The organism is Streptomyces sp. NPDC091287 (genome assembly GCF_044768525.1).
Taxonomy (GTDB): Bacteria; Actinomycetota; Actinomycetes; order Streptomycetales; family Streptomycetaceae; genus Streptomyces.
The window spans coordinates 168,086-192,161 of the sequence record NZ_JBIVUV010000016.1 but is presented as its reverse complement, the minus strand read 5'-3'; the positions used below and the strand labels follow the sequence as shown (position 1 = coordinate 192,161).

Sequence of the window (24,076 nt, the reverse complement as noted above, 5' to 3'; positions counted from 1 at the left end):
GTGCTATGAGCAACGAGCATGAAACCCCCCATGACAGTGCGTGGAACAGGCGGCACTTCCTGCGAACGTCCGCGGCAGTCGGCGCCGGCGCGAGCATCCTCGGCCTGAGCCAGGCCACCCCCGCCGCCGCCGTCGGCAGCGATGCTCGCCGCCAGAAGGACGGCGTACTGAAGATCGAGCGCACCACCGTCGAGTACGCGACCACGCTCCTTGGCACCGCCGTGGCGACGCCACGGCTGAGCTGGGAGCTGTCCGCCCCCGGCTCGGGCGCCAAGCAGAGCGCCTACCAGGTCGTGGTCTTCACCGACCCCGACGATGCGGATGCCTCGACCGTATGGGACTCGGGCAGGGTCTCCTCCGAGCAGTCCATCGGCATCGCGTACGACGGCCCCGCACTCAAGCCCCGTACCCGCTACCACTGGCAGGTACAGGTCTGGGACGGCGACGGGCAGCCGTCCGCCCTGTCCGCCGCGAACTGGTGGGAGACCGCCCTGGCGCAGGGGGACTGGAAGGGGCACTGGATCGGCGCGGATGCGCCGCCGGCGCCGCCCGGCTTCGACGGGGCGTCCTGGATCTGGGCCCCCGGCGCCACCACGGAGGACGCTCCCGCGGGTTCGGTGTGGTTCCGCGGCGCAGTCGAACTCCCCGCAGGCGCCGAGATATCCGCCGCCCGGATCGTGGCCAGTGCCGACGACGACTTCACCCTGTACCTGAACGGCGAGCAAGTGCTGCACGCACCTGTGCAGCCCGACGGCTGGCGCACCGGCCGACTGGCCGACGCGACCAAGGAGGTACGCGCCGCCGGTGGCCGCGTGGTGGTCGCCGCTCGGGCGACGAATCGCGGTGAGGCGTCGGTCAACCCCGCCGGCCTGCTCGTACGTCTGCTGGTGCAGACCGGCGACGGCGAGCACGAGCTGGTCACGGGGCCGGGCTGGCGGTGCGCCGATGCGGAGCAGCCCGGCTGGCAGCAGCCCGGATTCGACGACAGCGGCTGGGCGGAGGGGAAGGTGCTCGCCCCGTACGGCGAGGGCCCGTGGGGCAACGGCGTCCAGGTCGCGGCGGACGAGCTGCCGGCGCCGCTGCTGCGCCGCGAGTTCGCCGTCGAAAAGCCCGTGGCCCGGGCACGCCTGTACATCAGCGGCCTCGCCTACTACGAGGCCGAGATCAACGGCCGCCGAGTCGGTCGCCAGGTCCTCGACCCCGGCTTCACCGACTACGACGAAACCGTCCTGTACGCCGTCCACGACGTGACCAAGTACGTCAAGAAGGGCATCAACGCCATCGGTGTGACACTCGGCCGCGGCTTCTTCGGCATGACCACATCCAACGTCTGGAACTGGCACACCCCGCCGTGGCACGGCGAGCCCCGCCTCCTCGGCCAGCTGGAGCTCCACCACCCGGACGGCTCCCGCACCACCATCGCCACGGACGGCTCCTGGCGCATGACCGAGGGCCCGACCCGCTCCAACTCGCTGTACGCCGGCGAGACCTACGACGCCCGCAAGCACCCCGCGGGCTGGACCGAACCCGGTTTCGACGACGCCGGCTGGAGCAGTCCCCCGCGCCAAAAAGCCCCCAAGGGCACGCTCGGCGCCCAGCCCCACGACGCGATCCAGATCACCGACACCGTCCGCCCGGTCGACGTCAAGGCGCACGGCGACGACTGGATCGTCGATATGGGCCGCACCATGGCGGGGTGGACGCGGCTGACCGTACGGGCCGAAGCGGGCACCACCATCCGCCTGGCGCACGGCGAAAAGCTCAAGGACGACGGCAGCGTGCACGCCGAGACACCCCACGTGCCCGGCCGCTTCCAGACCGACGAATACATCTGCGCCGGCGGCGGTTCAGCGGAGACGTGGGAGCCCAAGTTCTCGTACAAGGGCTTCCGTTACGTGCAGATCAGCGGCCTGCCCGGCAAGCCGTCCCTGGACGACGTGCGCGGCCGGCTGGTGCACTCGGAGGTCTCCGATACCGGCAGCTTCCGCTGCTCCGAGCCCTTCTTCGAGAAGCTCGAGCAGGCCATGCGCCGCACCGTCTTGAACAATCTGCACGGCATCCCCACCGACACGCCGATGTACGAGAAGAACGGCTGGACCGGGGACGCCCAGGTCGGCGCCCCCACGATGATGTACGCCCTGGGCATGCACCGCTTCCTGGGCAAGTGGCTGGGCGATCTGCGGGACAGCCAGAACGGCGAGGGTCAGTTGCCGGTGATCGTCCCCAGCGGTGGCTGGGGCTACAAGGAACTGGCGCCGACGCCGGAGTGGACCACGGTGTATCCGTTCCTCGTCCGCGAGATGTACCGGGTGTACGGCGACGAGCGCGTCATCCACGACCACCTGCCCACCGTGACCGGCTATCTGGACTGGGAACTCGGCCGCCTCGAGAACGGCCTGGCGGTCACCGCCCTCGGCGACTGGGTCTCTCCCGGCTACGAGGTCCCGCCCGAGGACACCCGGCTCACCGCGACCTGCTACCTGTTCCGGGCACTCTGCGACACCGCCGACATGGCCGAACTCATCGGTGACAACGATGTCCGCGACCGCTACCGCACCGCCGCGCGCAAGCTGAAGGACGCCCTCAACAAGGAGTTCCTCGGCTCCGACGGCTACTACCGCACGGCCAAGGACCCGGAATACCGGCAGGCCAGCAACTGCATCCCGCTCGCCTTCGGCCTGGTCCCGGCCGGCGCCAGGGCAAGCGTCACCGCCTCCCTCGTCGCCGACATCAAAAAGCGCGGCAACCACCTCAACACCGGCTGCCTCGGCACCAGCGTCCTGCTGCGCGCCCTCAGCGCGCAGGGCCACCCGGAGGTCGCCCACGCCGTCGCCACCCAGACGACGTACCCGAGTTGGGGCCACTGGTTCGCCAACGGCGCCGACACTATGTGGGAGTACTGGCCGAGCGACTCGCGCTCGCGCGGCCACTACTTCCTGGGCACAGTCGTGCAGTGGCTGTACGAGAACGTAGCCGGCCTGCGCCCCGGCGACGCCGGATACCGCACCTTCACCGTACGACCGGACGCCCGCACCGGCGTCGACTGGGCCCGCACGCAGCTGCACACGGTGCGCGGACCTGCCGCGGTCTCCTGGTCACGCGTCGACGAGACCGTCCGCCTCACGGTCGACGTCCCTGTGGGCGCCACGGCCGAGGTCCACGTACCAGCGGCTACCAAAGACGACGCCCACGCGCCCGAAGGGACGGAGTTCGTACGTACCGAGCCCGGTTATGTGATCTACCGCGCCGCGCATGGCATCTGGGGATTCCGCGGCCGCCCCTGACGGCAGGACTCAATACGGCAAGGGAGAGGGCCGCAAGTCGAGGCACTCAGGCGACGACGGCCTCGACGCCGGGCGGGAGGCGAGGCCGTCGATCCACATAAGTTCCTGCGGGCGCAGTGCGCGTCGTTGGCCGTCCCTGCCGTGCTGGATGGGCTGTAGCGTCAGGCGATGTTTCGCAGCTGCACTTGGTCGGCCAGCTGCTTGGCTGCCTCGAGAACAGGGGTGACGTACTGGTCGATCGTCTGGTCGGGCACGCGATGCGAGAGTGTCGCGATGCTGATGGCGGCGATGATCCGGCCGTCTTCGCCGCGGACAGGAGCTGCGATACCGAGTACATCGGGGTCGAGTTCGCCGCGGCTGACCGCGAAGCCCTGGTCGCGAATGTCGGCGAGGTGGTCTCGCAGCTTGTCGGCGTCGGCGTAGGTGGCATCGGTGAACCGGGTGAGATGGTTCGCGAGCAGATCGTCGAGTTCATCGTCCGGTACCCAGGCGAGCAGGGAACCTCGGGACCGGCGACCTGGAGGTCCGTATCGTCTCGGCAGCCGACCTGGAGAAGGCGGCGCCGCTGATCCGGCGGGCGTTCGAGGCTGCGCTGCACGCTTGTCCACCGGTTGTCCACCGGGGGCGATCATGAGGCCCCAAGCGGGACGCATCACCCAGAGGAATGGATCATGAAAACTGTGCCGGGACACCCTCGTTCATCGCACTGTCCGCGCCACGACTGTGACATGTCGTGATCTACGCCCGCAGGCCGTTTCGTACGTCTTCCACCCCTACGGGTCCGCCCGCTGAGCGACTCTGTGACCGGGAGCCGCACGGACCGCCGGCCACGTCCGCCGGCCTGGACCGGGGGCGGTGCCGAGGTCCCCTTCCACGCAACGACCTCAATCAAAACGATATCTAGTATCGTCGATCGGTGCTATCGTTTTCAGGTAGAAGTGCGCAGGTGGAAATGTGCGCGAAGGGACTATCCGCATGGCCAGAACAGTCATCGACCTCGACGAAGACATGGTCACCGAGGCCATGCGCATCTTCGGCACCAAGACCAAGGCCAAAGCTGTCCGCCTCGCCATGGAGGACGCCGTCAAGAGACACCTCCGGCAGGAGGGCTTCGACGCCATGGAGGCCGGCGAACTCGACTTCAGCGAGATCGTCGAGAACACCGGGCCCCGCAACGCGGACGGCTCCCTCAAGCGCGACGGCGGCCGGGACGGAGGCCGGGCCGCCTGATGCAGGACCGCTACCTGATCGACAAGTCCGCCCTCGCCCGCTGGACGAAGCCGAACGTCAAGGACGTACTCAAGCCCCTGCACGAGCGCTACCTCCTCGCCGTGTGCCGGCCCACCGAGTACGAGATGATCCACTCCGCGCGGGACCGCTCGGAGGCGACCCGGATCAGCACCTGGCTCCACGCCTTCGACTACCTCCCCGTTGACGACCGCGCCTTCGCCCGCGCCCTGGAGGTCCAGCGGCACGCTCTCAACGCGGGCTTCCACCGTGCACTGTCCCTGCCCGACCTGCTGATCGCCGCCACGGCAGAACTGCACCGGCGGACGGTCCTCCACTACGACGGCGACTTCGACATGATTGCCTCCCTCACCGGCCAACCCACCGAATGGGTCGTATCGCCCGGCAGTGCCGACCGGTGATCAGGTTGAGATCTTCCGCTTCCTTGCCGCTCTCGCGGGGCAGGTACATCCACGGCGACAGCGTGGACCTCACCGTGACGCTCCCTCCTCGGCGCAGGCGGCACGTCGGGCTCGGGGTGACGACGGCCTGACATCGATAGGCTGCGCGGATGTGAGCGAGTACCAGTACTACGAGTTCCAGGCCATCGACCGGCCGCTGACGAACGACGAGCTCGAAGCGGTGCGGGCGCTGTCGAGCCGGGCCCGGATCAGCGCGACGCACTTCGTCAACGAGTACCACTACGGCAACTTCCGCGGCGACGAGCGCAAACTGATGGAGCAGGTGTACGACGCCCATCTGTACTACGCCAACTGGGGCTCGCGGCACCTGATGCTGCGCCTGCCCACCACACTGCTGCCCGCCCGCAGCGCCGAACCATACTGCACGGAAGACGCCTTGACCTGCTGGACCAGGAAAGGGCACCTGCTGCTCGACTTCTCCTACGAGGCCGAGGACGGCGGCGAATGGGACTTCGAGACCTCCTTCACCCTCGCCTCGTTCACCACCCTGCGTACCGAACTCGCCGCCGGTGACCTGCGCCCCCTCTACCTGTCCTGGCTCTCCATGCTCACCCGCTGGGAGCTGGAGGAGGACGTCGACGAGGACGAGTACACCTCCACCGTCGAGCCGCACGTACCCGCCGGTCTCGCCCGACTCACCGGCCCGCAGCAGGCATTGGCCGACTTCCTTCACGTCGACCCGCATCTGCTCACCGCGGCTGCCCGCGCCAGCGGTGCCGCCCCTTCCCAGGCCAACGACACGGACGCGCTCGCCGCCTGGATCCGCGCCCTGCCGCAACGTGAGAAGGACACCATGCTGCTGGACGCCGTCCTGGGAACCGCCCCGCAGCCGGGCCCCACGCTGCTGGCCCGCCACCGCGCCGCGTCCCGCGGTACGGCCGGACCGTCCACCGCCGCCCGGCGCCGCTCAGCCGCGGAACTCCTCGACGCCGCCCATGAGGTGCGCACCGAGCACACCCGGCAGCAGGAACAAGCCCGCACCCAGGCCCGTCGGGCCGAACGGCGGGCCCGCGAGAGCCACCTGGACCGCCTGGCCGAGAACGCCGAGCAAACCTGGCAGGACATCGCCCACCTGATCGGGAAGAAGCAGCCCGGCACCTACGACACCGCCATCACGCTCCTGAAGGATCTCCGCGAGGCCCACGACCGAGTAGGCAACCCCGAGGAGTTCACCCGGCGCCTGCACGACCTGCGCGAACAGCACCGCGGCAAGCCCTCGCTGATGCAGCGCCTCACCGACGCCGGTCTGACGGCCCGCTGAGGCGCACTCAGACGCGACCGCGCGGCCCCTCGGCCAGGAGGCGGAGCGCGGCGAGGGCGGCCGAGCGGCCAGTGGCGGACAGGGAGATCGGGGCGTCGACGGACCGTTCCCGCTCGTCGAGGTAGCCGAGTTCGCGACCGGCGTGCCAGAGCCTCCACAGCAGCCGCTCGGTGTCCTTCGCCTCCATCGCGGTGCCGTCGCCGTGGGTGAAGCCCGCCGCAAGCACCGGATGGACGGCATCGCGCAGGTCCTCGTGGAGCCGGGGCTCCGCCCACAGCGCGCAGAGGGCGTACTCGGCCACCTGCCGATCCGCTGCGGTGTCGCCGAGCCAGGCCAGCGCGGCCGTGCGCTGACGCAACTGGTGGTCCGTCAGCCGAGCACGGCTGGCAGCCGAGAGCTTGAGCATGCGATGGCGCTTGGCCACCAGTCCGTGGGCGCGGGCGAGTTCGTGCAGGCCGGCCAGCTGGAACAGGTCCGCCTCGGAGCGCGCCCCTTGCCGATCGGGTACCAGCGCGGATAACGGGCGAACGCGGCTGCCACCAGTTCCCGGGGCCGGTAGCCGGCCTGGGTCAGGGTGACCCCGTCACCGATCTGCTCCAGCAACCACCGCAGCGGCTCAGCCGTGTCCACGGTTGCCGCAGTCGGCTCCTCCAGGGCAGGCAGGACGGCGGCGAGCAGGGCACGGCGCTCAGCCGGGGGCGCCGCGGCCCACACCTCGCGCCGTTCTCGGCGGACGACCTCCAGCGGAACGCGGCCCTCGAACACGGGCTGCGCGGTGATGAGCCAGTGCTGGACGAGCCGTCGGCGCGCGGCCGGGAACGCACGCACGTCCGGGCCGAGCTCGCCCTCGTCGTCCAGAGCCTGCTCCAGTCGACCTTCGAGGGGGCACAGACCAGCGCGTCCTGGATGCCCATGACTTGCCCCCAGCTCAGCTCGGGCACGTCCGGCGGGGTCGTGGGCGAGGCAGCCACGGCCTTGCGGCAGGCCGCGAAGCCCGCCTCCTCGGAGCGCTGCCAGGCCGCCAGTACCTGGGCGGTGGTCGCGCTCGAGCACACCGCGACAGCCCGAACACGGCCGCCTTTGGTCAGCAGGCCAGCCAGGACTGTGACAGCCCGCTGCTGCTCACGCGCGTCCGCGTGCCACTTGCGGGGCAGCTCGTACCAGCAGAAGCGTTCGACCTCGGCCCCGAGAGCGCGACCAGCGAGTCACCGTCGGGCACCAGCCAACCCAGCAGGCGCTGCGCCATCGCCTCGTCCGCCACCAACGACGTCACCTCCGCCGCACTCCGGCCTACCTGCCGATCCTCCCACGGACGAGATCCCATCCGAGGGCGACTCTGCGGCGGGAACCTCACCAGAGACGTCGCCCCTCGGCAACCAGGGGTTCCCTCAACCTGTCGGAACAGCACAACCACTATGCCGCCGTCCACTCTGCCCAAGGCATCGGAACCCTCGCCTCCCCCAGGGGCTGCAGGGCGTTTCCGACGAGCCGTCACGCACGCTTGTCCACCGACTGTCCACCGGAGCGTTTGCCTGCCCAGTCAACCGAACGGCTCAAGTACGTCAAAACCGCTGGTCAGAGTCTCGTCAGGGGCTCGTCGGCAACAGGGGGTCAACCCGCGACCTACCCATTACGATGCCTAGGTCGCGGGTGTCCGATCTACCCGAATTCCAAGGTCACCCGAAACAAGAAACCCCAGGTCAGAGGCCTGACCTGGGGCTTACCATGGAGCCGCCTTCGGGATTCGAACCCGAGACCTACGCATTACGAGTGCGTTGCTCTGGCCAACTGAGCTAAGGCGGCGCGCCCTGTCGCACTATGGTGCGATCAGCAGCGGGGCCAAGTCTACACAGTTTCCGGGGGTGCTCAGCACACGGCACTCCCGGTGGCGTTTGCGCTGGTCAGGGCAGGTCGGAGGGGCAGGGGTCAGGTGCACTTCTTGCCGTCGGTGGGCGCGGTGCCCTCCAGGAGGTACGTGTTGATCGCCGTGTCGACGCAGTCGCTGCCCCGGCCGTACGCGGTGTGGCCGTCGCCCTCGTAGGTGAGCAGGGTGCCGGAGGAGAGCTGCTCGGCGAGGGCCTCGGACCACTTGTACGGGGTGGCCGGGTCGCGGGTGGTGCCGACGACGACGATCGGGTCGGCGCCCTTCGCCTCGGTGCGGTGCGGGGTGCCCGTGGCATCGGTGGGCCAGTAGGCGCAGTTCAGGGAGGCCCAGGCGAAGCCGCGCCCGAAGACCGGGGACGCCTTCTCGAAGTCCGGGACCGCCTTCTCGACCGCGTCGGGGCCGTCGAAGGCCGGCGGCAGGTCGAGGCAGTTCACGGCGGCGTTGGCGAACATCAGGTTCGCGTACTTCCCGTTCGGCTCGCGCTCGTAGTAGCTGTCGGCCAGGGACAGGAGGCCGGAGCCGTCGCTGCGCTGCGCGCCCGCCAGCGCCTCGCGGAGCTGCGGCCAGGCCGCCTCGTCGTACATGGCGGCGATCACGCCGGTGGTGGCCAGGGACTCGCCCAGCTTGCGGTCGTCGCCGGTCGGGACCGGCTTGGCGTCCAGGTCCTTGAAGAGCTGCTTCAGCGCGGTCGCCGCGTCGGCGGTGGACGTGGTGCCCAGCGGGCAGTCCGGCTGCTCGACGCAGTCGGCGGCGAAGGACTGGAAGGCCCCCTCGAAGCCCGCAGTCTGGTCGCGGTTCATGTCGATGGCCTTCAGAGAGGGGTCCATCGCCCCGTCCAGGACGAGGCGGCCGGCCCGCTCCGGGAAGAGGTCCGCGTAGGTGGCGCCCAGGAAGGTCCCGTACGACGCTCCGACGTAGCTCAGCTTCTCGTCGCCGAGCAGGGCCCGCAGGACGTCCATGTCGCGGGCCGTGTCGACGGTGGAGACGTACGGGAGGATCTCGCCGCTCCGCTTCTCGCAGCCCGCCGCGAACTTCTCGAAGGACGCGCTCAGCTTCTTGACCTCCGCCTCGTCGTCGGGCGTCTGGTCGACCTGGGTGTAGGCGTCCATCTCCGGTCCCGTGAGGCACTCGACGGGTTCGCTGCGGGCCACGCCGCGCGGGTCGATCGCGACCATGTCGTAGCGGGCCCTCACCTGGGCCGGATAGCCGAGTGCCGCGTACCCCTGGAGATAGCCGATCGCGGAGCCGCCGGGGCCACCCGGATTCACCAGGAGGGAGCCGATCCGTTTGCCCGGCCCGGTGGCCTTCTTGCGGGAGACGGCGAGGTCGATGTCGCCGTCATCCGGCTTGTCGTAGTCCTTCGGCGCCTTCATCGTCGCGCACTCGAACCCCTCCACCCCGCAGTCGCGCCAGCTCAGCTTCTGCGCGTAGTACGACGACAGGCCCTCGGGGGCCGCGGTGCCGGTGGCCGAAGCGCTCGGCGACGAGCCGCTGCCACTACAGCCGGAGATGAGGAGGCCGGCAGTGCCGATCCCGATGGCGAAGGTGCGGAGCAGCCGCCTGGTATCCATTCAGGGAGCGTATCCGCCGGGTGACGAGTCGTCCGATTCCCTGCTCATTCGGGTGAACAGGGACCCGGCGTGGAAGCGTTCAGCCCGCCCGCAGCGCCATCGTCATCGCCTCCACCGCGAGCAGCGGCGCCACGTTGCGGTCCATCGCGTCCCGGCAGGCGATCACCGACTCGATCCTGCGCAGGGTCCCCGCGGGCGTCGAGGACTCCGCGATCCGGTCGAGGGCGTCCTGCACGTCGACATTGGCGATGGCGATCCGGGAGCCGAGCTGGAGTGCCAGCACATCGCGGTAGAACCCGGTGAGCTCGGTCAGCGCCAGATCGAGGCTGTCCCGCTGCGTACGCGTCTTGCGGCGCTTCTGCTTGTCCTCCAGCTCCTTCATCGCCCCCGCCGTACCGCGCGGCATCCGGCCCCCCGCCACCCCGCCGAGCGCCGCCTTGAGGTCCTCGGTCTCCTTGACGTCGACCTCCTCCGCCATCTGCTTGGCGTCGTCGGTGGCCGTGTCGATCAGCTCCTGGGCCGCCTTGAGGCACCCCCCGACGTCGGCGACCCGCAGCGGAACCTTCAGCACCGCCGCCCGCCGCGCCCGCGCCCGCTCGTCCGTCGCGAGACGGCGGGCCCGGCCGATGTGCCCCTGGGTGGCGCGTGCCGCGGAGTGCGCCCGCTCGGGGTCGACGCCGTCGCGGCGAATCAGGACGTCGGCCACCGCCTCCACCGGCGGGGTGCTCAGGGTGAGGTGCCGGCAGCGGGAACGGATCGTGGGCAGGACGTCTTCGAGCGAGGGGGTGCAGAGCATCCAGACCGTGCGCGGCGCGGGCTCCTCGACGGCCTTCAGCAGGACGTTTCCCGCGCCCTCGGTGAGGCGGTCGGCGTCCTCCATCACGATGACCTGCCACCGGCCGACCGCCGGGGAGAGCTGGGCGCGCCGGACCAGGTCGCGGGTCTCCTTCACGCCGATGGAGAGGAGATCCGTACGGATGACCTGGACGTCGGCGTGCGTACCGATCAGGCTGGTGTGACAGCCGTCGCAGAAGCCGCAGCCGGGGGCGCCGCCCAGCGCCCGGTCCGGGCTCGTGCACTGGAGTGCGGCGGCGAAGGCCCGGGCCGCCGTGGACCGGCCGGAGCCCGGCGGTCCGGTGAACAGCCAGGCGTGCGTCATCTTCGAGCCCTGGTCCAGCGGCTTGCCGGCGGACACGGCGGTGACCAGGGCGTCGGCGTCCTTGGCGGCGGCGGCGAGCTGTTCCTGCACGCGGGTCTGTCCGACCAGGTCGTCCCATACGGTCATGGGTCACCGCCCTTCCGGTGGTGTCGTGCCGTGCTGTGGTGCGGCGGGGGCGTTGAGCGTTCAGCGTCGTACTGCGTCGTTCTGCGGGAGGGTGCACGGTGCGCTGTCCGTCTCGCCGCTCTCCATTGTGGGGGACGCCACTGACAGTCCGGCCCGCCCGCCCCCGGAGGGACGGACGGGCCGGGACTTCACCGTAGGCGGTGGGGCTGGGGCGTCAGCCGCGCGGGCGACGTCCCCGGCCCGCGGGGCCGTCGTCCTCCTGGCCCCCGAGCAGCTCGTCCGCCAGGGTCGGCAGGTCGTCCAGCGGAGTCTCCTCCGCCCAGTCCGGGCGGGGGCGCTTGCGGCGGCCCTGCTGCCGGTCGGGCGTCTCTCCGGCGTTCGGGTCCTCGACCTGCGGCAGTTCCCGGGTGCGCTCGTTCTCGCTCTCCGCGGGCGAGGCCGCCTGGCTCTCGTCCCGGAAGAAGCCCTGGGGCACCCGGTCGGAGGGCCGATCGGCGGAGACCGGCGGCAGCACGGCCGTCTCATCCGCGTCCCGGGCCAGCCGCCGGTCCCCCGGCCGCTGGTCCGTGACGCGCGGCAGCATCGCCGTCTCGTCCTCCCCGGAGGCGGAGCCCGAACGTGCCCCCGTACCCGTGCCGGACCCGGAAGGTCGGTCGTCCTCCGGCCGGACCGCCGGAACCGGCTGCGTGATCTCGTTCGGGTTCACGATCGGTGTGGGCACCGTGAGCTCGTTCTCCGGAACGGACGGGCCTTCCGACCGCGAGGACGACGGCGGGGACGACGGCGAGGAGGTCTCCGTACGGGAGTCACGGGAGTCACGGGAGTCACGGGAGTCACGGGACGCCCGCGCCTCCTCCGCCCGCCGGGCCTCCGCCCGCTCGGCCTCCGCCCGCTCGGCCTCGGCGCGCGCCGCCTCCGTACGGGCTGCGGCTTCGGCCTCGGCCCGGCGGCGGGCCTCCTCGGCGCGCATCAGGGCCTCTTCGGCCCTGCGCTGCTTCTCCAGCCGCTGCGCCTCGGCCTCCTTGCGGAGCCGGGCCTCCTCCTCGGCCTGCTTGCGCAGACGTTCCTGCTCGGCCTCGCGGACCCGCTCCTCGGCCTCCAGCCGGAGCCGGTCCTCCTCGGCGCGGCGGCGGGCCTCCTCGGCGCGCTGCCGAGCCTCCTCCGCCTGGCGCTCGGCCTCGCGGCGACGGGCCTCCTCCAGCTCGCGCTGCTTGCGCTCCTCCTCCTCGGCGCGCAGCCGGGCGAGCTGCTCCTGGCGCTCCTTCTCCAGGCGCTCCTCCTCGGCCTTGCGCGCGGCCTCTTCCTCCGCCTTGCGCCGGGCCTCCTCGATGGCCTGGCGGCGCGCCTCCTCGATGGCCTCGATCTCGGCCTCGGAGAGCGGCAGGAGCTGGTCGAGCCGGTGACGTACGACCGTGGTGATCGACTCCGGCTCCTGGCCGGCGTCCACCACCAGATAGCGCGTCGGGTCGGCGGCGGCCAGGGTCAGGAACCCGGACCGCACCCGCTCGTGGAATTCGGCCGGCTCCGACTCCAGCCGGTCCGGCGCCTCGGTGAACCGCTCCCGCGCGGTCGCCGGGTCGACGTCCAGCAGCACCGTCAGATGCGGCACGAGGCCGCTCGTCGCCCACCGCGAGATCCGGGCGATCTCGGTCGGGGCCAGGTCCCGGCCCGCACCCTGGTAGGCGACGGACGAGTCGATGTAACGGTCGGAGATGACGATCGCGCCCCGCTCCAGCGCCGGGCGGACGACGGAGTCGACGTGCTCGGCGCGGTCGGCCGCGTACAGCAGGGCCTCGGCCCGGTTGGACAGGCCGGCCGAGGACACGTCGAGCAGGATCGACCGCAGCCGCTTGCCGACGGGGGTCGCCCCGGGCTCGCGGGTCACGACGACCTCGTGGCCCTTGGACCGGATCCAGTCGGCGAGCGCCTCGACCTGAGTGGACTTGCCCGCTCCGTCACCGCCCTCCAGGACGAGGAAGAAGCCGGTGGCCGCGGGCGCCACCGCCGGGTCGCCGCCGCGCAGCGCCTCGCGCAGGTCCCGGCGCAGCGGCACGCCCGCCCGGTCGTCCGTCTTGGCGAGGACGAGCGCGGCGACGGGCAGCAGCAGCGCGCCGAGCAGCATCAGGGTGAACGCGGCCCCGCCGTGGGCGAAAACGAAGTCGCCGGCGACCAGGCGGTGCCGCCCGATCGCGGCGGCCAGCAGGGGGCCCGCGACCGCGCCGAGCGCGACGAGCACCCGGACGACGGCCTGGAGGTGCTCGGTGGTCCGGGCCTGCCGGAACGCCTCGGTCTCCTGGTCGATCAGGGTGTGCCCGGTGTTCGCGGCGACCCCGGCGGCGTAACCGGCGAGCAGGGCGATGGCGATCCCGGTCGCGGTGTCCGGCACCAGGCCGAGCGCGAGGAGCGCGAGGCCGGTGACCATGATGGCCAGCGCCAGCAGACGGCGGCGCGACAGGGTGGGCAACACATGGCGCGCGGTGCGGATGCCGAGGGCGGTGCCACCCGTCAGTCCGAGGACCAGCAGCGCGAATGTCGCGGGCCCGCCCCCGAGGTCGTAGGCGTGCAGTACGGAGACGGCGGCCGCCGCGGCGACGGCTCCGGCGAGGGCCGCGCAGACCGCGACCAACAGGGGGACCGCGCCGGTGCGGCCCTTGTCGGGGCCGTTGCCGGTGGCGGGGCGGCGCAGGCCCTCCAGCGGGGAGCGCGGCCGGGTCGTCTGCGTGGCCGGGAACTGAAGGAAGTACAGGGTGGAGATGGAGGCCGAGAAGAGCCCGGCCGCGACGTAGGACCCCAGGGCCGCCTGGTGGAAGGAGAACCACTCCAGGCCCGAGCCGAGGAGGTTGCCGACCAGCGTGGCGGCCAGCAGGACCAGCGCGGCGGCGGGCACAGCGAGGAAGTTCGTACGCAGCGAAAGGCGGCGCAGGGCGTCGAGGTGGTCGGGCAGGGGGCGTACGGCCGCGCCTTCGAGGGGCGGGGCCGGCAGCAGCGCCGGGGCGGCACTGTCCTTGGCCACGGCCCACAGGCGCTCACCGGCGCCGGTCACGAAGACGGTGATGAGGATCATCATGAGCGCCTTGTCGGGCGTCCAGTCGATCCACAGCGGGGCGACGACCAGGAGCGCCAGGCGTAGCCCGTCCACCCCGATCATCAGCCATCGCCGGTCCAGCTTTCCGCCGGGCCCCGTGAGGGACGTCAAGGGCCCCAGGAGTACGGCTCCGAAGAACAGGGTGGAAAGGATCCGGGCACCGAAGACGGCGGCGACGGCGAAGGCCGCCCCGCGGTATCCGGTGCCGAATGAGCCCTCAAGGACCGCCGCTTGCAGCGACAGCAGCACCAGCACGAGAAGGGCGAGTGCATCGCCGATACCGCCGACGAGCTGGGCGCTCCACAACCGCTTCAGCGGGGGAATACGCAACAGGGCCCGTACGGCGCGCTCGCGTGAGTCTGCGGCAAGTGTGTCGGAGGTGGGGCTCACGACCGTTGGCTGCTCGGCTCGCGTCATCCGCCCAGCCTATCGGCAGCGATGCGGTGACCGTCGGCCCGTCCGAACATATGGACGCAGACAGCTTCCGGCCATGGTGCGCGAGACCCTCTTGCGCACCACCGCCCGGCCCCCTTGCGCACCACCGACGCGCACGCTTTCGCCCACCGCCGCCGGCACGCTTACGCGCCACCGCCCCGCACGCCTACGCACCACCGCCCGGCACCTGGATCACGGGGATCGAGGTACCGGGCGGCTGGGTGCGATCCGCGCGAACGGCGGGGTCAGTCGTCCGACGGGGCGGCGGCGGAGGCCGAAGCCGTCTTCTTCGCTGTCGACGTCGTCTTCTTGGCGGCCGTCTTGGCGGTCGTCGTCGCCTTCTTGGCCGTCGTCGCCTTCTTCGCCGCGGTCTTCTTGACGGCCGTGGTCTTGGTGGCCGTCGTCTTCTTCGCGGCCGTCTTCTTGGCCGTTGCCTTCTTCGCCGGGGCCTTCTTGGCCGTCTTCTTCTTCGCGGGCCCCTTGGCGCGCTTCTCGGCGAGCAGCTCGTAGCCGCGCTCCGGCGTGATGTCCTCGACGCTGTCGTCGGTCCGCAGCGTCGCGTTGGTCTCGCCGTCGGTGACGTACGCGCCGAAGCGGCCGTCCTTCACCACGACCGGCGCACCGCTGACCGGGTCGGTGCCCAGCTCCTTGAGCGGCGGCTTGGCCGCGGCCCGGCCGCGCTGCTTGGGCTGGGCATAGATCGCGAGGGCCTCTTCGAGGGTGATGTCGAAGAGCTGGTCCTCGGAGGTCAACGACCGGGAGTCGGTGCCCTTCTTCAGATACGGGCCGTAGCGGCCGTTCTGCGCGGTGATCTCGACGCCCTCGGCGTCCTCGCCGACGACGCGCGGCAGCGACATCAGCTTGAGGGCGTCGGCGAGGGTGACCGTGTCCAGGGACATGGACTTGAAGAGGGAGGCGGTCCGCGGCTTCACCGCGTTCTTGCCGGTCTTCGGCGTCCCCTCGGGCAGCACCTCGGTGACGTACGGGCCGTAGCGGCCGTCCTTGGCGATGATCTGGTTGCCGCTGACCGGGTCGGCGCCCAGCTCGAAGTCGCCGCTGGGCTTCGCCAGCAGTTCCTCGGCGAGCTCGACGGTCAGCTCGTCGGGTGCCAGGTCCTCGGGGACGTCGGCCCGCTGATGGCCCTCGGCGTCCTTCTCGCCCCGCTCGATGTACGGGCCGTAGCGGCCGACGCGGAGCTTGATGTCGTTGCCGACCGGGAAGGAGGAGATCTCGCGGGCATCGATCGCACCGAGGTCGGTGACCAGTGCCTTCAGGCCGCCGAGGTGGTCGCCGTCGCCGTTGCCCGCGTCGGAGGCCGCTCCGACCGCCGTGGTGTCGTCACCGGGCTGGGCGCCGAAGTAGAAGCGCTTGAGCCACGGCACGGACTGGGCCTCGCCGCGCGAGATGCGGTCGAGGTCGTCCTCCATGCGGGCGGTGAAGTCGTAGTCGACGAGCCGGCCGAAGTGCTTCTCCAGCAGGTTGACCACGGCGAAGGACAGGAAGGACGGGACGAGTGCCGTGCCCTTCTTGAAGACGTAGCCGCGGTCGAGAATGGTCCCGATGATCGAGGCGTACGTCGACGGGCGGCCGATCTCGCGCTCTTCCAGCTCCTTGACCAGCGAGGCCTCGGTGTAGCGGGCCGGGGGCTTGGTGGCGTGCCCGTCGACCGTGACCTCCTCGGCGGACAGCGCGTCGCCCTCGGCCACCTGCGGCAGCCGGCGCTCACGGTCGTCCAGCTCGGCGTTCGGGTCGTCCGCGCCCTCGACGTACGCCTTCATGAAGCCGTGGAAGGTGATCGTCTTGCCGGAGGCGGAGAACTCGGCGTCCCGGCCGTCGCTCGCCCGGCCGCCGATCTTGACGGTGACGGAGTTGCCGACGGCGTCCTTCATCTGGGAGGCGACGGTCCGCTTCCAGATCAGCTCGTAGAGCCGGAACTGGTCGCCGGTGAGGCCGGTCTCGGCGGGGGTGCGGAAGCGGTCGCCGGAGGGGCGGATCGCCTCGTGCGCCTCCTGCGCGTTCTTGACCTTCCCGGCGTACGTACGCGGCTTCTCGGGGAGGTAGTTCGCCCCGTACAACTGCGTGACCTGGGCCCGGGCCGCGGAGATCGCGGTGTCCGAGAGGGTCGTGGAGTCCGTACGCATATAGGTGATGAAGCCGTTCTCGTACAGCTTCTGCGCCACCTGCATGGTCGCCTTCGCCCCGAAGCCCAGCTTGCGGCTCGCCTCCTGCTGGAGGGTCGTGGTCCGGAAGGGGGCGTACGGGGAGCGGCGGTACGGCTTCGACTCGACGGACCGGACCGCGAAGGAGGAGTCGGCGAGCGCGGCGGCCAGGGCGCGGGCGTTCGTCTCGTCCAGGTGCAGGGTCTGGGCGGAGCCGGCCTTCAGCTGCCCGTCGGGGCCGAAGTCGCGGCCCTGGGCGATCCGGCGGCCGTCGACCGCGCTGAGGCGGGCGGTGAGGGTCGAGGGGTCGGAGGCGTCACCGGCGCGGCCGGTGGCGAACTTTCCGGTCAGGTCCCAGTACTCGGCGGAGCGGAAGGCGATGCGCTCGCGCTCCCGCTCGACGACGAGCCGGGTGGCGACGGACTGGACGCGGCCCGCCGAAAGCTTCGGCATGACCTTCTTCCACAGGACCGGCGAGACCTCGTAGCCGTAGAGGCGGTCGAGGATGCGGCGGGTCTCCTGGGCGTCGACCATGCGCTGGTTGAGCTCGCGCGGGTTGGCGACGGCGGCCCGGATCGCGTCCTTGGTGATCTCGTGGAAGACCATCCGGTGGACCGGGACCTTGGGCCTGAGCACTTCCTGGAGGTGCCACGCGATGGCTTCGCCCTCGCGGTCCTCATCGGTGGCGAGGAAGAGTTCGTCGGACTCGGCCAGCAGCTGCTTGAGCTTCCTGACCTGGGCCTTCTTATCGGCGTTGACCACATAGATGGGCTGGAAGTCGTTCTCGACGTCCACCCCGAGGCGGCGTACCTCGCCGGTGTACTCGTCCGGGACCTCGGCCGCGCCGTTCGGGAGGTCGCGGATGTGCCCGACGCTCGCCTCGACGACGTATCCGGGGCCGAGATAGCCCTTGATCGTCTTCGCCTTGGCAGGCGACTCGACGATGACGAGTCGGCGGCCGCCCTGTGCGGTCTCGCTGGTCGGGGACAACTTCGCTCTTCTCTCCGGTCGACACTCGATGGGCATCCGGGCAGCGTCATGACGCTGCCCGCGGTGCTGTCGCTGCGGAGTGTGACGGTACAACCCGCCCCCGTGTCAAACGGCAAAAGCCCGCAACGGCCACTCGAACGGTAACCCGACTTCCGCCATTCCTGCCGCCCGGACCGCCAGGTCCGCGCCACGCGGAGGCTTGGCCAGTGTCTTTTCGGAGGTGGTCGCCATGTCCGCCGGGCAACCTGCCGGCCCGGGCGCCGCACTGCCGGGGGCGCGAATCAGACGAGCGTGAAGCACCACACGCCGAGGCCGAGGAAAACTACGCCGAAGAGCGTCGTGAGTGCGGTGGAGGCGACGGGGCTCACACCGTGCGCCACCGGCGCGCGGTGCAGGGCTCGCGCCCCTGTCCAGATCAGGAGGGCGGCGCCGAACAGCGCCAGGGCCGTACCGGCGAAGACTGCTGAGACGCTCTCCATGTCGTACTCCCGGACCGTCGTGGCGAACCGCCCGGGGCGGGCCGACCGGTCCCGGAGCCGGACCTCGGCGGCCCGGCACGGGGAGGTTGTCACCCCGGGGCATCGCCCACACGAACCCAGGGTGAACAGCACTCCCCCGCCGACCAGCGGAACCCCATCGGCCGCATCCGAATCGCATACGGACCGCCCAGGGATCACACGACCGGAATGCACGGTCCGGGCGCGCCGGGGAGCGCGCGGAGCGGGAACGCACTGGTGAAAAGGACGGCACCGCCCGAGCGGGGAGCGCCCCCACCCCGTACCGGAGGCGGCCGCGGTCACTGTCCTACGGACACGGCCTCCAGCTCACACCGTCGTACGGAAACGGCCTCCAGCTCACACCGTCGTACGGAAACGGCCTCCAGCTCGCACCGTCGTACGGAAGCCTCCAGCTCGCACCGTCGTACGGAAACGGCCTCCAGTTCGCCGGCCGCCGCGCCCTCCGCGGCCCCGGCGCACTCCGCACTCGCCGCGCCCTCCACCCACTCCGCGCTCTCCAAGGCCTCGACGCACTCCGCGCCCTACTGGCCCCGCGGTACGGCGCCGGGCGCCGGTTCCAGGAAGCCCTCCTCGACCAGCAGCCGGATCGCCTGCGGGGTGCGGTCGCGCAGGAGCACCGGGTCTTCCGCCATCAACTGCGCGATGGCGTCCAGGATCCGCCCGGCGGGCAGCGAGCCGTCGCACACGCCCGCGAACCCGGCGGCCACCGCGTCGACCTTGGTCGCCCGCATCATGCCGCGGTGCTGACGCAGCACCACATGCTCGGGGTCCTCCGCGCCCGGCAGGCCGACCTGCTCCTGCACGACCTCGGCCGCGAGGACGAAGTGCCCGGCGAGCAGCGCCGCGTCGTCCTGGTCGCGGAGGTAGTCCTGGCGGGCGAAGTGCTCCTGGACTGCCTGCCCGAGCGGCTGCTGCACCGCGTGCGGCCACTCCTCGATCACGATCGAGGGGTTCCCGGCCTCCGCCGCGGCGGATTTGCGCAGGGTGATCCAGCCGAACCCGACGGCCGTGGCGCCCCGCGCCTCGAACTCGTCGAGCCACGCCTCGTACCGCTCGGTGTACTCGGCGGGGTCGCTGCGGTGGTCGCCGCTGTCCCGCAGCCACAGCTCGGCGTACTGCGTGACGTCCTGGACCTCGCGCTGGACGATCCAGGCGTCACAGCCGTACGGCACCCAGGAGCGCAGCCTGTCCTGCCACTCCTCACCCTCCACGTGCTGCCAATTGGCGAGGAACTGGGCGTAACCCCCCTCGTTCAGATGGGCGCCGGACTGCTGCACCAGCGCCCGGCACAGGTCGTCGCCGCCCATGCCGCCGTCCCGGTAGGTGAGGCGGGCGCCGGGCGAGATGACGAAGGGCGGGTTGGAGACGATCAGGTCGAACGTGTCGGAGCCCACCGGCTCGAAGAGGGAGCCCTCGCGCAGGTCGGCAGGGGCGGCGCCGGACAGGGCGAGGGTGAGCCGGGTGAACTCCAGGGCACGGGGGTTGAGGTCGGTGGCGGTGACCCGGCTCGCGTGCTGGGCCGCGTGCAGCGCCTGGATGCCGGAGCCCGTACCGAGGTCGAGGGCCGAGGCGACCGGCGCCCGGACGGTGATCCCGGCGAGGGTGGTGGAGGCCCCGCCGACCCCGAGGACGACGCCCTCCTCGCGCGAGCCGATCCCTCCCGCACCGCCGACCGCGCAGCCGAGGTCGGACACGATGAACCAGTCCTCGCCGTCCGGCCCCCCGTACGGCCGTACGTCGACGCCCGCACGGACCGTCCCGTCGGCGTGGCTCACCCAGCCGTCCGCGACGCACTCGGCGAGCGGCAGGGCGGCACGTGCCCGCTCCTCGGCGACGGGACGCTGCAGCAGGAACAGCCGCACCAGCGTGTCGAGCGGGGTGTCACCCCGGGTGGCCCGCAGGGCGGGGACCGTCTCGCTGCGGGCGAGGGCAGCATAGGCGGGCGCGCCGAGGCGGTCGAGGAGCCCGTCCGCGGTGAAGTCCGCGGCGAGCAGGGCCTCACGGAGGGCGGCGGCGTGGTCGGATGCGGGAAGGCTGCTCTTACTCACCCACCCATTGTGTCCGCTCCCACCGACAACGGCAGCGGCCCGGACACCCACCGGGTGCCCGGGCCGCAAGAACGGCGCTCAGCCCTTCTTCTCCGCGGAGTCCTTGTCCGCGGAGTCCTTCTCCGTCGCGTCCTTCTCCGTCGCGTCGTTCTTGTCGGCGTCCGTGCCCGCCGGGGACGCGTCGGAGCCGGCCGCCGCGGAGCCGGAGGGGCCGGTCGAGGCAGTCGGCTTCTGGCAGCCCTTCTGCTTCGACATCGCGACGCCGACTTCACCGGACTGGAGCTTCTTCAGAGCTTGGTCACCGCTGGTGCTGATCTTGTTCAGCTCGTCGGCGATGCCCTTCAGCCCATCGGCGAACTTCGCCTGGTCCTTGGTGTCGAGCGCGTCGACCTCGGTCTTGAGGTCGGCGTACGCCTTGGAGGAGGCGTTGAGCTCCTTGACCGCTTCCTTCTGCGTGGTCTCGCCGTCGTCGACCGGCGGCGGACCGGCGGAGTCCACGGCGGTGCCCAGCGACTTGTACGCCTGGGAGATCTGCTGGAAGGCGGCCGAGTCGGTCTTCTGGACGTCGGCGGGCTTGCTGTTGTCCGCGGTCTGCTGCTGGATGGAGGCGTTGGCGTTGGCGATCTTCTGCAGTTGCGGCTGAACCTGGTCGCAGACCTTCTTGGCCCAGTCGTTGACCTTGTTGTCGCTGTCGTCGCTGCAGCCCGACAGCGTCAGTACGAGTACCGCACCGCCGGACAGTGCGGCTGCAAGCTTCTTGTTCACCGGATGGGTCCCTTCCAAGGCTCTCGGCCCCGGAACTTACACGCCGAGGGGACGACAGCCGGGTGCCGGTCATCCGGTGTGCACGCTTTTGAAGCCATTTGCACCAAGGGAAATGAGGGAGATGCCACTCGCGCCGAGAATCGGACGCACGATCGGGCACTCATCCGAAAGGCTGCTCCCGATCATTGGCCCCATCGCCCCCCATCACCCTCGCCGCAAACGCGGACGACACCGGTACGAGAGCGGAAGCGGCGCCGGAGGGGCAGCGGGAGGCGGAGGAGGAGCGGACGGAGGCGGAGGCGGAAACGGAGGCGGAGGCGGAGGAGGAGCGGACGGAGGCGGAGGCGGAAACGGAGGCGGAGGCGGAGGCGGAGGCGGGGCGAACGGCACGTCAGCGCGTACCGCCCGCCCACACCTTGACCACGCGTCACACAACTACGCGCGCCCGGCACACCTCGCTACGTACGGCTCACGGGGCCGCCGCGGGATCGGGCGCGGGGACCGAGGGGCCGGCGTCCCCCGAGGCGTCGTCGTCGCCCACGGCGATGCCGCGCCGCTTGGAGACGTAGACCGCGACGACGATGATCCCGATGGCGACGACGGCCACCAGCGCCCGCACCCAGGGATTGGCGTCCGCTCCGTAACTGAACTGCACGATCGCCGGGGCGATGAGCAGAGCGACCAGGTTCATCACCTTGAGCAGCGGGTTGATCGCCGGACCCGCCGTGTCCTTGAACGGGTCGCCGACCGTGTCACCGATGACGGTCGCGGCATGGGCCTCGCTGCCCTTCCCACCGTGGTGGCCGTCCTCGACGAGTTTCTTGGCGTTGTCCCAGGCTCCCCCGGAGTTGGCGAGGAACACGGCCATCAGCGTGCCCGTGGCGATCGCGCCGGCGAGGTACGAGCCGAGGGCGCCGACGCCGAGGGTGAAGCCGACCCCGATCGGCGCCAGGACCGCGAGCAGTCCCGGTGTGGCCAGTTCGCGCAGGGCGTCGCGCGTGCAGATGTCGACGACGCGCCCGTACTCGGGCTTCTCCGAGTAGTCCATGATCCCGGGATGCTCGCGGAACTGCCGCCTGACCTCGTAGACCACGGCTCCGGCGGACCGGGACACGGCGTTGATGGCCAAGCCGGAGAACAGGAAGACGACCGCGGCGCCCAGGATCAGGCCGACGAGGTTGTTGGGCTGCGAGATGTCCAGGCTCAGCCCCAGCTCGCCCGCCCCGGCCCCGACCTCGTCCACCGCCGTGGCGATGGCGTCACGGTAGGACCCGAAGAGCGCCGCCGCTGCGAGGACGGCGGTGGCGATGGCGATGCCCTTGGTGATGGCCTTGGTCGTGTTGCCGACCGCGTCCAGGTCGGTGAGCACCTGGGCGCCGGCCCCCGTGACGTCCCCGGACATCTCGGCGATGCCCTGGGCGTTGTCCGAGACCGGCCCGAAGGTGTCCATGGCCACGATGACGCCCACCGTGGTGAGGAGCCCCGTCCCGGCGAGCGCGACCGCGAAGAGCGCCAGCATGATCGACGTACCGCCCAGCAGGAACGCCCCGTAGACGCCGAGGCTGATCAGCAGCGCGGTGTACACGGCCGATTCCAGGCCGATGGAGATGCCCGCCAGCACCACAGTGGCCGGGCCGGTGAGCGAGGACTTCCCGATGTCCCGGACCGGGCGGCGATTGGTCTCGGTGAAGTAGCCGGTGAGCTGCTGGATGAGCGCGGCCAGGACGATGCCGATGGCCACCGCGACCAGGGCGAAGATCCGCGGATCGCCACCGTGCCCGGCGATCACCTCGTCGGTGACCCCGTCCAGCTCGGCGTACGAGGAGGGCAGATAGGTGAAGGCGGCGACGGCCACCAGGGCGAGTGAGACCACCGCGGAGATGAAGAAGCCGCGGTTGATCGCGGTCATGCCGCTGCGGTCGGCACGGCGCGGGGCCACCGCGAAGATCCCGATCATCGCGGTGACGACGCCGATCGCCGGGACCATCAGGGGGAAGGCGAGACCGGAGTCGCCGAACGCGGCCGTACCGAGGATGAGCGCCGCGACGAGCGTCACGGCGTACGACTCGAAGAGGTCGGCGGCCATGCCGGCACAGTCACCGACGTTGTCGCCCACGTTGTCGGCGATGGTGGCGGCGTTACGCGGATCGTCCTCCGGGATGCCCTGCTCCACCTTGCCCACCAGGTCGGCCCCGACATCCGCGGCCTTGGTGAAGATGCCGCCGCCGACCCTCATGAACATGGCGATCAGCGCCGCGCCGAGGCCGAAGCCCTCCAGCACCTTGGGCGCGTCGGCGGCATAGACGAGCACCACGCAGGAGGCCCCGAGCAGGCCGAGTCCCACCGTGATCATTCCGACTACGCCACCGGTACGGAAAGCGATCTTCATCGCTTTGTGCGAGACGGCGGTGAGATCCTTTTCCGGCTCGCCTTCCGCTGGAGTCGCCTCACGTGCGGCTGCGGCCACCCGCACATTGCTCCGTACGGCGAGCCGCATGCCGATGTATCCGGTCGCCGCGGAGAAAAGCGCACCCACCAGGAAGAAGAGGGAACGCCCCGCGCGCTGCGACCAGTTGTCGGCCGGCAACAGGAACAAGAGGAAGAACACGACGACGGAGAAGGCACCGACCGTGCGCAGTTGTCGGGACAGATAGGCGTTCGCGCCCTCCGAGATCGCCGCGGCGATCTCCTTCATGCGTGCGGTGCCCTCGCCGGCCGCCAGGACCTGGCGTACGAGCAGCTGGGCGACGATCAGCGCGGCGACGGCGACGACCGCCACCGCGATGACGATCAGCCGGTTGCCGTCGGTGAGTACCGCCGCCGCGAGGGAGACGGGTCGGTCGGAAAGTGCGGATTCTTGCGTCAGTGCTGCCATTGGGGTGGTGAAGAACTCCGCCATACGTCCTCCTTGACGCTCAGCGCTCAAGTCGTGGACGGATTGTAGGGAGCGGAACCTGATCAAAACAGTGGGTGGGAAGAGAATTGGTCGCTCTCCCCCCAACGCCGAAAGATCAGCGGCGAGATTCTCCTCGAATGCAGTAATGAGGCAGGCGCATTACGCGAGGGTAATCAAGAAAAAGG

Annotated in this window: 15 protein-coding genes and 1 tRNA gene; 4 read left to right on the top strand and 12 right to left on the bottom strand. The window is 70.9% G+C overall.

Features of this window, described 5'->3' with window-relative positions; all coding sequences use genetic code 11:
* Nucleotides 1–5: 5 nt before the first annotated feature.
* Nucleotides 6–3,284 carry a family 78 glycoside hydrolase catalytic domain gene (locus ACIQRW_RS26635; protein ID WP_403764689.1) on the top strand — a complete coding sequence of 1,093 codons (3,279 nt, stop codon included), beginning with the start codon at nucleotides 6–8 and terminating at the stop codon, nucleotides 3,282–3,284.
* 161 nt (nucleotides 3,285–3,445) lie between these two features.
* Here the strand turns inward: ACIQRW_RS26635 and ACIQRW_RS26630 are convergent, their stop codons facing one another.
* Entirely contained in the window at nucleotides 3,446–3,745 is a 300-nt protein-coding gene (locus ACIQRW_RS26630; protein ID WP_403764773.1) for an IclR family transcriptional regulator C-terminal domain-containing protein, read from the bottom strand.
* Between the two features lie 514 nt (nucleotides 3,746–4,259).
* On the opposite strand from ACIQRW_RS26630, the gene ACIQRW_RS26625 reads away from it, so the two are divergent.
* From ACIQRW_RS26625 to ACIQRW_RS26615, 3 genes are all read left to right on the top strand, one after another.
* Nucleotides 4,260–4,514: a type II toxin-antitoxin system VapB family antitoxin gene (locus tag ACIQRW_RS26625; RefSeq protein WP_403764687.1), complete on the top strand. Its 255-nt coding sequence runs from the start codon at nucleotides 4,260–4,262 to the stop codon at nucleotides 4,512–4,514.
* On the top strand, nucleotides 4,514–4,933 hold the full coding sequence (locus ACIQRW_RS26620) for a PIN domain nuclease (protein ID WP_403764685.1): 420 nt from the start codon (nucleotides 4,514–4,516) through the stop codon (nucleotides 4,931–4,933). Before ACIQRW_RS26625 ends, ACIQRW_RS26620 begins: the two co-directional genes overlap by 1 nt.
* A 151-nt stretch (nucleotides 4,934–5,084) precedes the next feature.
* Nucleotides 5,085–6,254 carry a hypothetical protein gene (locus tag ACIQRW_RS26615; protein WP_403764684.1) on the top strand — a complete coding sequence of 390 codons (1,170 nt, stop codon included), beginning with the start codon at nucleotides 5,085–5,087 and terminating at the stop codon, nucleotides 6,252–6,254.
* Nucleotides 6,255–6,261: 7 nt separating this feature from the next.
* Here the strand turns inward: ACIQRW_RS26615 and ACIQRW_RS26610 are convergent, their stop codons facing one another.
* The 11 genes from ACIQRW_RS26610 to ACIQRW_RS26560 form a co-directional block, all read right to left on the bottom strand.
* Nucleotides 6,262–6,612, bottom strand: coding sequence for a hypothetical protein (locus ACIQRW_RS26610; RefSeq protein ID WP_403764682.1), 351 nt, complete (start codon nucleotides 6,610–6,612; stop codon nucleotides 6,262–6,264).
* Nucleotides 6,613–6,623: 11 nt separating this feature from the next.
* Nucleotides 6,624–7,082, bottom strand: a complete 459-nt coding sequence (locus ACIQRW_RS26605; RefSeq protein ID WP_403764680.1) for a hypothetical protein — start codon at nucleotides 7,080–7,082, stop codon at nucleotides 6,624–6,626.
* 898 nt (nucleotides 7,083–7,980) lie between these two features.
* Nucleotides 7,981–8,057: transfer RNA gene (locus ACIQRW_RS26600), tRNA-Thr, on the bottom strand.
* A gap of 123 nt (nucleotides 8,058–8,180) precedes the next feature.
* The gene (locus ACIQRW_RS26595) at nucleotides 8,181–9,710 is read right to left on the bottom strand and encodes an alpha/beta hydrolase (RefSeq protein ID WP_403764678.1); all 1,530 of its coding nucleotides are present in this window, start codon (nucleotides 9,708–9,710) and stop codon (nucleotides 8,181–8,183) included.
* Nucleotides 9,711–9,789: 79 nt separating this feature from the next.
* Nucleotides 9,790–10,995 carry a DNA polymerase III subunit delta' gene (locus ACIQRW_RS26590; protein WP_403764676.1) on the bottom strand — a complete coding sequence of 402 codons (1,206 nt, stop codon included), beginning with the start codon at nucleotides 10,993–10,995 and terminating at the stop codon, nucleotides 9,790–9,792.
* A 214-nt stretch (nucleotides 10,996–11,209) separates the two neighbouring features.
* Nucleotides 11,210–14,497 (bottom strand): dTMP kinase, encoded by a 3,288-nt coding sequence (gene tmk, locus ACIQRW_RS26585; protein WP_403764674.1) that lies wholly within the window; start codon nucleotides 14,495–14,497, stop codon nucleotides 11,210–11,212.
* Between the two features lie 263 nt (nucleotides 14,498–14,760).
* On the bottom strand, nucleotides 14,761–17,664 hold the full coding sequence (gene topA / locus ACIQRW_RS26580; protein ID WP_403764673.1) for a type I DNA topoisomerase: 2,904 nt from the start codon (nucleotides 17,662–17,664) through the stop codon (nucleotides 14,761–14,763).
* Between the two features lie 281 nt (nucleotides 17,665–17,945).
* The gene (locus ACIQRW_RS26575) at nucleotides 17,946–18,143 is read right to left on the bottom strand and encodes a hypothetical protein (protein WP_032791540.1); all 198 of its coding nucleotides are present in this window, start codon (nucleotides 18,141–18,143) and stop codon (nucleotides 17,946–17,948) included.
* Between the two features lie 560 nt (nucleotides 18,144–18,703).
* On the bottom strand, nucleotides 18,704–20,230 hold the full coding sequence (locus ACIQRW_RS26570; RefSeq protein WP_403764671.1) for a methyltransferase: 1,527 nt from the start codon (nucleotides 20,228–20,230) through the stop codon (nucleotides 18,704–18,706).
* A 78-nt stretch (nucleotides 20,231–20,308) separates the two neighbouring features.
* Nucleotides 20,309–20,995 carry a small secreted protein gene (locus ACIQRW_RS26565; RefSeq protein ID WP_403764669.1) on the bottom strand — a complete coding sequence of 229 codons (687 nt, stop codon included), beginning with the start codon at nucleotides 20,993–20,995 and terminating at the stop codon, nucleotides 20,309–20,311.
* 469 nt (nucleotides 20,996–21,464) lie between these two features.
* Complete coding sequence (locus ACIQRW_RS26560) at nucleotides 21,465–23,894, bottom strand: sodium-translocating pyrophosphatase (RefSeq protein ID WP_403764667.1); 2,430 nt, start codon at nucleotides 23,892–23,894, stop codon at nucleotides 21,465–21,467.
* Between the last annotated feature and the right edge of the window lie 182 nt (nucleotides 23,895–24,076).

What these genes read in the sequence shown, in the direction of transcription:
- ACIQRW_RS26635 (WP_403764689.1), top strand. Translation starts at nt 6, where the DNA reads ATGAGCAACGAGCATGAAACCCCCCATGACAGTGCGTGGAACAGGCGG.
- ACIQRW_RS26625 (WP_403764687.1), top strand. Translation starts at nt 4,260, where the DNA reads ATGGCCAGAACAGTCATCGACCTCGACGAAGACATGGTCACCGAGGCC.
- ACIQRW_RS26620 (WP_403764685.1), top strand. Translation starts at nt 4,514, where the DNA reads ATGCAGGACCGCTACCTGATCGACAAGTCCGCCCTCGCCCGCTGGACG.
- ACIQRW_RS26595 (WP_403764678.1), bottom strand. Translation starts at nt 9,710, where the DNA reads ATGGATACCAGGCGGCTGCTCCGCACCTTCGCCATCGGGATCGGCACT.
- ACIQRW_RS26590 (WP_403764676.1), bottom strand. Translation starts at nt 10,995, where the DNA reads ATGACCGTATGGGACGACCTGGTCGGACAGACCCGCGTGCAGGAACAG.
- tmk (WP_403764674.1), bottom strand. Translation starts at nt 14,497, where the DNA reads ATGACGCGAGCCGAGCAGCCAACGGTCGTGAGCCCCACCTCCGACACA.
- ACIQRW_RS26575 (WP_032791540.1), bottom strand. Translation starts at nt 18,143, where the DNA reads ATGGAGAGCGTCTCAGCAGTCTTCGCCGGTACGGCCCTGGCGCTGTTC.
- ACIQRW_RS26560 (WP_403764667.1), bottom strand. Translation starts at nt 23,894, where the DNA reads ATGGCGGAGTTCTTCACCACCCCAATGGCAGCACTGACGCAAGAATCC.